General features: G+C 57.0%; 8 protein-coding genes. 4 read left to right on the forward strand and 4 right to left on the reverse strand.

The genetic code is table 11. The features are described from left to right. The coding region (cydX, locus tag BJ928_RS38125) for a cytochrome bd-I oxidase subunit CydX (RefSeq protein WP_120296865.1) at nucleotides 1–111 on the forward strand (111 nt) is incomplete at its 5' end. A 127-nt stretch (nucleotides 112–238) separates the two neighbouring features. Here cydX and BJ928_RS38130 read toward each other — a convergent pair. Together BJ928_RS38130 and BJ928_RS38135 are read right to left on the reverse strand one after the other, a co-directional pair. Continuing rightward, nucleotides 239–2,158: a PAS domain-containing sensor histidine kinase gene (locus tag BJ928_RS38130; RefSeq protein WP_047637214.1), complete on the reverse strand. Its 1,920-nt coding sequence runs from the start codon at nucleotides 2,156–2,158 to the stop codon at nucleotides 239–241. A 21-nt stretch (nucleotides 2,159–2,179) separates the two neighbouring features. Then, on the reverse strand, nucleotides 2,180–2,938 hold the full coding sequence (locus BJ928_RS38135) for a Crp/Fnr family transcriptional regulator (protein WP_047637213.1): 759 nt from the start codon (nucleotides 2,936–2,938) through the stop codon (nucleotides 2,180–2,182). A gap of 142 nt (nucleotides 2,939–3,080) precedes the next feature. Between BJ928_RS38135 and BJ928_RS38140 the strand changes: the two genes are divergently transcribed. Further along, a complete protein-coding gene (locus tag BJ928_RS38140) occupies nucleotides 3,081–3,806 on the forward strand; it encodes a response regulator (protein WP_047637212.1) in 726 nt (241 codons plus the stop codon). Nucleotides 3,807–3,829: 23 nt separating this feature from the next. Here the strand turns inward: BJ928_RS38140 and BJ928_RS38145 are convergent, their stop codons facing one another. Continuing rightward, nucleotides 3,830–4,270, reverse strand: coding sequence for a hypothetical protein (locus BJ928_RS38145; protein WP_047637211.1), 441 nt, complete (start codon nucleotides 4,268–4,270; stop codon nucleotides 3,830–3,832). A 68-nt stretch (nucleotides 4,271–4,338) separates the two neighbouring features. Further along, on the reverse strand, nucleotides 4,339–5,172 hold the full coding sequence (locus BJ928_RS38150; RefSeq protein ID WP_047637217.1) for a universal stress protein: 834 nt from the start codon (nucleotides 5,170–5,172) through the stop codon (nucleotides 4,339–4,341). A 270-nt stretch (nucleotides 5,173–5,442) separates the two neighbouring features. On the opposite strand from BJ928_RS38150, the gene BJ928_RS38155 reads away from it, so the two are divergent. Together BJ928_RS38155 and BJ928_RS38160 are read left to right on the forward strand one after the other, a co-directional pair. Beyond that, nucleotides 5,443–6,627 carry an acetate/propionate family kinase gene (locus tag BJ928_RS38155; protein ID WP_047637210.1) on the forward strand — a complete coding sequence of 395 codons (1,185 nt, stop codon included), beginning with the start codon at nucleotides 5,443–5,445 and terminating at the stop codon, nucleotides 6,625–6,627. A gap of 69 nt (nucleotides 6,628–6,696) precedes the next feature. Continuing rightward, nucleotides 6,697–9,111 (forward strand): phosphoketolase family protein, encoded by a 2,415-nt coding sequence (locus BJ928_RS38160; RefSeq protein ID WP_047637209.1) that lies wholly within the window; start codon nucleotides 6,697–6,699, stop codon nucleotides 9,109–9,111. Nucleotides 9,112–9,384 lie beyond the last annotated feature (273 nt).

Consider the following 9,384-nt stretch of genomic DNA (forward strand, 5'->3'; position numbering starts at 1 on the left):
TTTGCCTGGCTTCTCGGCTTCCCCCTCGCGGCGGCGTTCGCCGTTCTCAATGCCATGTGGTACGAACTCGTGGACGATCAAGCGAAGGCGAAAGCGGAGCAACCACGATAGGGCATAGAAGGCCGGGCATCCCGACAGGATGCCCGCCGCTCGAACAGATTCGCTGAATGAAGCCTCCCGTGCTTATCAATACCTTGCAGACAACAAGGCACGCCATAGCCCCCCCCGTTTGAAGCACTCAATCAAGGAGTTCGCGCAGACGGATTGCAAGTTGACGGGCAGTATATGGTTTCTTCAACCAGCTTCCGGCTTCCGCCAATTCGCGACCGGCGATCGTGGGTTCAGCATAGCCCGATGTGAACAGCACCTTGATTTCAGGGCGCAATGCCCGGACCTTATGTGCAAGTTCGTCACCGGCCATGCCACCAGGCATCACGACGTCGGTAAACAGCAGAGCAATGTCATGATTCTCCTGAAAAAGAGCGAGAGCCTCGGCTCCATTGCTTGCCTCGATGACATTGTATCCGGCATCGAGAAGCCGGGAGACGGTGACCCGTCGAACACGTGCGTCGTCCTCGACAACGAGGATACGCTCGAATCCTTGGGGAATGTCAGGCTTCTTGTCCGTGTCTGCGCGGGTCGATTCGATCGTCGAGCGTGCTTTCTGGGCTGGCAGAAAGATACGAATGCTCGTCCCTTGACCGATTTCGCTATAGAGCTGGACAAGCCCACCCGATTGCTTCGCAAAGCCATAGACCATACTGAGACCGAGGCCTGTCCCAGCCCCCATCCCCTTTGTCGTAAAGAATGGTTCGAAGGCACGCTCCTTTGTTTCAGTCGACATGCCGACGCCAGTATCGGTCACGGCGATCAGCACATATTCGCCTGTCCGGACCTCCGGATACATTCGAGCGTAATCGGCATCGAGCCTCTGGCGCGATATCTCGATCGATAGAAGGCCACCACGCGGCATCGCATCGCGTGCATTGATTGCAAGATTGAGGAGAGCGTTCTGCAGTTGCGAGCCGTCGACGAGTGCTTCATTTGTAGCGCCGGTAATCACCGTTCGCAGTTCGATCGCCTCACCCACGGTGCGACGCAAAAGGTCGGAAAAACCGGATACGAAACTGCCCACGTCCATAAGCTTGGGATTGAGAGGCTGGCGGCGGCCAAAGGCAAGGAGCTGGGCGGTAAGTTTCGCTCCGTCCTCGGCTGCTGCTTGCGCTTCCGAAACCAGCGGCAGCAGCTTTGTATCCTGCAGCCGAGTCTCGATCATTTCCAGGTTGCCGCTAATGACGGTGAGCAGATTGTTGAAGTCATGTGCGAGGCCGCCGGTCAATTGGCCAATGGCTTCCATCTTTTGTGATTGTCGAAGTTCCTCTTCGATCTTGTGGCGGCTCGTAAGGTCACGGACGAAGCCGGTAAATATCCGTTTGCCACTGGCGATCGCCTCGCCGACCGACAATTCCATCGGGAAGATCGTGCCGTCCTTGCGCTGCCCACTAACGACACGGCCATAGCCGATGATACGGCGTTCGCCGGTCGTCAGATAGTGGGATAGATATCCATCATGCGCCTCGCGATCTGGCGACGGCATCAGCATGGAAACGTTTTGTCCGTGAACCTCCTCTGCCGAATATCCGAACAACTTTTCCGCGGCGGTGCTGAAGGACGCAATCGACCCAGCTTCGTCGATAACGATCATGGATTCGGGGACAGTCGCGAGGATTGATCGCAGATGAGCCTCCCGCGCGGCCAGATCCGCCTGGATCTGCTTCAAATGACTGATGTCATTGTTCGTCTGAACGATGACCTGCTTGTCCGGATCGACCGACGACGCCGCAACCCAGCGGCTCGCGACGATAATGGGCCTGCCGTCCTTGTGCCGATGAACAAGCTCTCCTTGCCACGCAATCTGCCGAGCGACCTTGCTGCGTATTTCTTCGAGTGGCTCCGGAAATGTCGTCGACAGCAGCTCGTGAACGACCCGTCCAACGGCTTCCTTCTGGGTCCAGCCATAGAGCCGCTCGCATCCCGTCGTCCATCTCCGGATGACGCCATCAAAGTTATGGACGACAATATTGGCACTATCGAGAATCTGGGCGATTTCGTCCAGCCTGGTTTCCGCAGCTTGCTGTCCTGACGGCTGATCGTTCATGGAACTTCCATTTGCATTCGGTTAGTGGCGCCGCCGCGCCTTATCCAAGGAAATGACAGACGGATGGCCATCGTCGCACTCATCACCGTCTCCCGCCAGATGTGAAAGCATGGTGGCCTTCAAAATGCGGATGGAATGACGTCCCACGGGGCTTACGATACCCTTGTTTGTCAGCTTGGTCATGGTTCGGGAAACTGTTTCGATCGTGAGACCGAGATAGTCGGCAATATCGAGGCGGCTCATCGGAAGATCAACGACACTGCACGATCTGTCCTGCTCCTGTTTGCGCTGAAGCCGTTGCAGCAAAAAGCTACAGAGTCGTTCCTCGGCATTCTTGCATGACAGCAACACCATTTGATCCTGGGCTGCCGCCATTTCATCGCTGAGATAGGCAAGCAGTTGCAGCCTCAGTTCCGGCGAGCTGCCAACCGTGTCCTCGAAAGCTTTCCGGGAGAAGCGGCGCAATCTGACAGGGGTTACGGCTTCGGCGCTATAAACGTAACGATTTCGGAGGGACACGCCGACAAGATCGCCGGGATAGAGAAAGCCCGTGATGACGCGCCTACCGTCCGCCATGATCTTGAAAATGCGCAGAACCCCTTCCACGAGTTCGAAAAGATGTTTTGCCTGGTCGCCTTCGAAGAACAACGTTCTCCCGACTCCCAACTGTTCCAATGGTTGCTTCAAGAATAATGACTGAAGACAGATCGGTTCGGCTTCGAAAGCAACAACAACGTCATTGTAAGCCTGAGCCTGTTCAACGCTATTCGCCGACAACATGACAATCCCTCTCAAATGTTGTTCCGATGGCGGATAGATTGCTGGCCTCCGAGTGACAGCCGAATGCCGCCCGTGTTAGAGATCGTGCAATTTTGTAACGGATTGTCACAGGTCGCAGCCCGTCTCTACTGGAACCCTTGCAATGGCCCCGGATCAACAGCGGCGCGGACATCTTCTGGTCGTGGACGACGATCCCAGGATCCGGCAGATGCTGACACGCTATTTCGAGGACGAAGGGTATGTCGTATGCACTGCGTCGAATGGTGTGGAGATGCGGGCGTCCCTGCAGCAAGAGAATTTTGATATCATCCTATTGGATTGGGTCCTGCCAGGCGGCGAGGACGGATTGGACCTTGCCCGCGAAATCCGCGGACAATCTGATATTCCGATCATAATGCTGACAGGTCGTGACGATGTGGTTGACAGAATCGTCGGGATTGAGGTCGGCGCCGACGACTATATCGCCAAGCCCTTTCATCTTCGGGAAGTGCATGCTCGCCTGAAGTCCATTCTTCGCCGCCGTCAGCCGGCGACAAAAGCTCGGGACAACGAACCCGGTGACGTGCTTCGTTTCGAAGGCTGGCAACTCGATATCGGCAAACGGCAGCTTCTCTCACCCGACAAAAACGAAATCGAATTGACCACCGGCGAATTCGACATGCTGGTCGTGTTCGCACGCCATGCCGGGCGGGTGCTCAACCGCGAGTTCCTCATGGAATCGACGCGTGGCCGAAATCTGGAGGTGTACGACCGGACGATTGACGCCCAGATTGCGCGGCTGCGCAAGAAGATCGAGACAGACCCCACGCATCCACAATTGATCAAATCGATACGCGGTGTGGGCTACGTCTTCACTGCCAAGAAGTAATTGGCCTTTCGCCGCAAGAATCCTCACGGATCTTCGTCGCCGCAGAAGGTCATAAACCCGTGATCCAGGCGATAGAACCGTTCTCCGTTATGCATCTGCTCCCAGTTGCCGGAATTTTGGTTCCAGAATCTGATTTGCTTGCACTTCAGCTTCATGGCCCGAGATCGAATGCGTGCGAACAGGGTTTGCGCAATGCCGCGTTCATCGGCAGCACTTGTCACGATCAGAAAGATGACGTCAAGCAATGGCCCAACGGTTGGATGATGCCAGTGCCTGTGGATACTTAGGCCCTGAATGTAACCTCGAGGATGCACCACGGCGAGGATCTCGTCCGTGCGGTTGGCGTCGGATGCCATCCGGCGCCATGCCACCATTCCAAGCGTTGGAACCGCTGCCTGGACGAGAGGATAGGCTTGCACGATCTGATCCGGCCGTAGCTCGGCGATAACATAGGTGCCAACCATGCGTCTTCCCCTCCAAGGATGTAACGAGAGTGGGCCACGCCATCGGCGCGGCCGCGCGCCAATTGGGATCAGCGTGTCATCATCAGGGGAACAGGTGTCTGCTCGAGCATCGAACGGGTCGTCCCCCCGAAAATCCACTCGCGCACCCGCGAATGCCCGTAGGCGCCCATGACGATCAGCTCGGCGCCGATGTCGACCGCATGCTGACGCAACACGTCCGAGACAGCACGGCCGCCGCTGGGCAAGACATCCACGGAGACACGGATTCCATGTCTTGCGAGGAAGGTCGCGACATCGGCGCCGGGCTCTTCGCCGTTGCTGCGCGTCGTCGCGGACGGATCGACCATGGCAACACATACGTTGTCGGCAGCGATCAGTTGCTCCATCGCGGCCCGGACGGCCGTACCTGCCTCGTTGCGGGAGTCCCAGGCAACCAGCACCGTTTTCGGGCGAAGAGAGGCTGCATATCCTTTGGGTACGAGTAGGATCGGCGCCGGCGACTGAAACAGGGCTCCGTTCAAGATCTCCGCCCCCATGTCGTCATGAGCCAGAAAGCCGCCGCCGATCAAGGTCAGGTCGACATAGCGCGCCCGTTCTCCGATTTCATTTTCCGCCCATCCGTATTCGGTAAAGAGGCTGGTCACGTCGAACGAAATATCGTCAGCCTGCAGTATGGTCTTGGAGGCAGCGACCTTTCGGCGAAGGCCTTCCGTCTGACGCTCGCGCTCCTCGATCCATATCGTCGATGTCACTTCGCCATATCCCCCGATCGGTGGTGCAGCGAGTGCCGTCACCAGCACGGACAAGTGGGCTTTCGCCCCCCGGCACAATTCGATTGCAGAATGCAGGTCGGCATCGTCCTGATCGACACCGATAACGCTCAGAATAGTCTTGGCTTGCATGGTCACGCCTCCTGTTTGAACTCGTTGTTCGATGGAGGCGAGCTTAAGCAAGAAAAGAAAGTCCGCGTTGATCTTCGTCAAGATTGGAGAGGGAGTAGGAATCGCAAGCATTCCCAGTTTGACATGGGTCAAGGCAAATGGCGCTGGCTCGCTCTATGATTGTGACTATCAGGCCATGCGCACCAGAGGCACATCGGATCGGCCTGTCTCGCCATCACCGACTAATATCTGCAACGCCTTGCTGCGGGCTTCTGAACGGAAGGAAAAATCGTGCCGGACATGAACCTGCTTCTCACATTCAATATGGGCTCCTCCACGCTGAAGATCGGTCTGTTTCAATGTGACATCCATAGCGCACGTCGCATCGGTAAAGGACTGGTGGATTTCAGCAGAAGCCCCCTCACCTTCCATCTGACCGAAGGACCCGCTGCCTTTGACATTCGTCTGGAAGCTGAGGCAGGAGAGGATTTGCGGGCTGTCATCGCGGAAGTATTTGAAGTGCTTGCGGCACATTTCGACATGGCTGCGGTTCGCATTGCGGGCCATCGGGTGGTTCATGGCGGCGATCGTTTCGCAGGACCTGTTGCTCTGGATGAAGCCAATATCGACGAATTGGACAAGCTGGTCGCACTCGCGCCTTTGCATCAGCCGCAGGCACTCCGAGTGATCCGTGCGGTGAAACATTTGCGACCCGCGCTCGCGCAGACCGCTTCCTTCGATACGGCCTTTCATGCAACTCAAAACGACCTGGTCCGCCGATTTGCCCTACCGAGGGCTTTGCACGATCGAGGCATCAAACGCTATGGCTTTCACGGTCTCTCCTACGCATTCATCGCGCGCGAACTGCGCAATCGGGCTCCTGATGTTACCGCAGGCAAAGTCATCATTGCCCACCTCGGCAACGGCGCCAGCCTATGCGCACTTGACGATGGGGAAAGTCGTGATTGCAGCATGGGATTTTCAACGCTCGACGGCATCCCGATGGCAACCCGCTGCGGCACCCTCGATCCAGGCGCACTCCTGTACCTCCTTGGAACGAATGGCAGGACACTTCGGAACCTTGAAGAAATGCTCTACTATCGGTCCGGCTTGCTCGGCGTATCGGGGATCAGCGGAGACACGCGCGATCTTGTCAAAGACAAGCGCAGTGAGGCAACCGAGGCGATAGACCTTTTTACCCTGCGCATAGCCGGGGAAATCGGTCGCATGACAGCAACTCTCGGCGGCCTCGATGGCTTGGTTTTTACCGCTGGGATCGGGGAGCATCAGCCGGAGATCCGAGCCGCAGTCTGCGACCGCCTACGATGGCTGGGAGTGGATCTCGATCCTGGTAAAAACGTCGCCAACGCCCCAATCATCAGCACGTTTTCAAGCAAAACTGGAACCTTCGTCATCCCGACGGACGAGGAGCAGATCATTGCCGATGAGGCCTTCTCGCTTCTGGCAGGCAAATGATCCAGATCAATGGCCCATCGCTTCAGTCGCAATAGTCTGCATTCGACCATTTCGAATTGGAGCAGACACATGGAAAACCAGTCAAGCATCACTCTGACGCATTCACTCGACACCGCCGAACTTGATCTCATCGACCGCTATTGGCGCGCAGCCAACTACCTGTCTGTCGGACAGATCTATCTCCTCGACAATCCGTTACTTCGCGAACCGCTGAGCGCCGACCATATCAAGCCTCGCTTGCTCGGCCATTGGGGCACGACCCCTGGGCTCAATTTCATTTACGCGCATCTCAACCGTGTCATCCGCAACCGCGATCTCGATATGATCTACATCTGCGGCCCCGGTCATGGCGGGCCGGGAATGGTTGCAAACACCTATCTTGAAGGCACCTACAGCGAGATCTACCCAAACATCTCCCCAGACACCAACGGCTTGAGAAAACTCTTCCGTCAGTTCTCCTTTCCCGGCGGCATTCCGAGCCACGCCGCACCTGAAACACCCGGATCGATCCATGAAGGTGGTGAGCTCGGCTACGCGCTGGTGCATGCCTATGGTGCGGTCTTTGACAATCCGGATCTGATCGCCGCATGCGTCGTCGGCGATGGCGAGGCCGAAACCGGGCCGCTTGCCGCAAGCTGGCATTCCAACAAGTTTCTGAACCCGGCTCGCGACGGCGCAGTGCTGCCCATCCTCCATCTCAATGGCTACAAGATCGCCAACCCGACCATCCTGGGCCGCGACACGGACGAGGATCTTCGCCATCTCTTTATCGGCTATGGCTACGAGCCCGTCTTCGTCGAAGGTTCGGACCCACACCAGATGCACAGGGCCATGGCTGAAACACTAGACCAGGTCTTCGATTGCATCCGCGCTATCCAGGCGGAGGCGCGCAAAGGTACGCCCGGCAATATCTGCCCGCGATGGCCGATGATTATCCTCAGAAGCCCGAAGGGCTGGACAGGACCCAAGGAGGTCGATGGCAAGAAGGTCGAGGGTTTCTGGCGTGCCCATCAGGTTCCGGTCTCCAATTGCCGTGAAGACGCAGAACACCGAAAAATCCTGGAAGATTGGATGCGGAGCTACGAGCCTGAAGATCTCTTCGATACCGACGGACGATTGAAAGATGAATTGCGAGCGTTGGCACCAACGGGCGAACGCCGCATGGGGGCCAACCCGCATGCCAATGGCGGCCTGTTGCGCAATGAGCTTACCGTACCGGATATTCGCCGCTACGCGGTTGTCGTCGAGGAGCATGGCAAAACTGTAGCGCAATCAACCGAGATCCTCGGCCACTACCTACGCGACATCATGACTCTCAATGCCGCCAGCGCCAATTTCCGCATCTTTGGTCCGGACGAGACGGAATCCAATCGTCTCGGCAGCGTTTTCGAGGTGACGAACCGTGTGTGGATGGAGGAGATAAAACCCTATGACATCAGTCTGGCCCGAAACGGCCGGGTCATGGAGGTCTTGAGCGAACATCTCTGCCAGGGCTGGCTGGAAGGCTATCTGCTCACAGGCCGCCACGGCCTCTTCTCCTGCTACGAAGCTTTCATCCACATCATCGATTCCATGTTCAACCAGCATGCCAAATGGCTGAAGGTTTCGCGGGAGCTCCCCTGGAGAAAGCCTGTATCGTCATTGAACTACCTGCTCACCTCGCATGTCTGGCGGCAGGACCATAATGGCTTCAGTCATCAGGACCCGGGCTTTATCGACCTGGTCGCCAACAAGAGGGCTGACACCGTGCGCATCTACCTGCCGCCGGACGCCAACACGCTGCTTTGGATAGCCGACCACTGCCTGAAAACCTATGACCGCATCAATATCATCGTCGCCGGCAAGCAGCCAGAACCGCAATGGCTGTCGATGGACGAAGCTATCAGACATTGCGAGGCGGGAATCGGGATCTGGGATTGGGCGGGCAATGAACAAGCCGCTGTCGAGCCAGATGTCGTCATGGCCTGCGCCGGCGATGTCCCCACCATGGAAACGCTTGCCGCGGTCGATATCCTTCGTGAAAATATTCCGGAACTCTCGGTTCGCGTGGTCAACGTCGTCGATCTCTTAGCGCTACAGTCGAAGGAGCAGCATCCGCATGGATTGGCTGACGATGCCTTCGACAGGCTGTTCACACAGGATCGACCCGTGATCTTCGCCTATCATGGCTATCCATATCTGATCCACCGCCTGACCTATCGACGCACCAACCACGGAAATTTCCATGTCCGTGGCTTCATCGAGGAAGGGACGACCACGACACCCTTCGACATGACGGTTCTCAACGAGCTTGATCGCTATCACCTTGCCATCGAAGCGATTGAACGGGTTCCGGGTCTCCAGGAAAAGGCGGCCGATGTCGTCAAGCTCCTGCGTGGCAAGCTTGAGAGGCACCGTCACTACGTCTGCGAATATGGCGAGGACATGCCGGAAATCACGGAATGGAGATGGCCCTACGACAGGAATGGGCATCGCGTATCGTAAGGCATTGCTTCATCGTTGGGGAGCCGGTTCGACGAATCGGCTCCCCAAGGCGCGATTGGGCTTACGGTCATTTTTGCTGATTGCATTGCTCGCGGCTTCAACCGCGGCAGGCCGATCTCGTCTCTCAACGATCGCTTGAATGCTCGCATCATACATTTGCACGCCAAGCGCGTTCCATCGTATGCGCCGTCTACGCCCCATTGATTTTAGAGTTTTCAGCTACGGGGCAAAGCTACCTGCGGGCCGGATGTGAGCTCACCGGATAGTATCTGA

Source organism: Rhizobium sp. WW_1 (assembly GCF_003610155.1).
GTDB lineage: Bacteria > Pseudomonadota > Alphaproteobacteria > Rhizobiales > Rhizobiaceae > Rhizobium > Rhizobium tropici_A.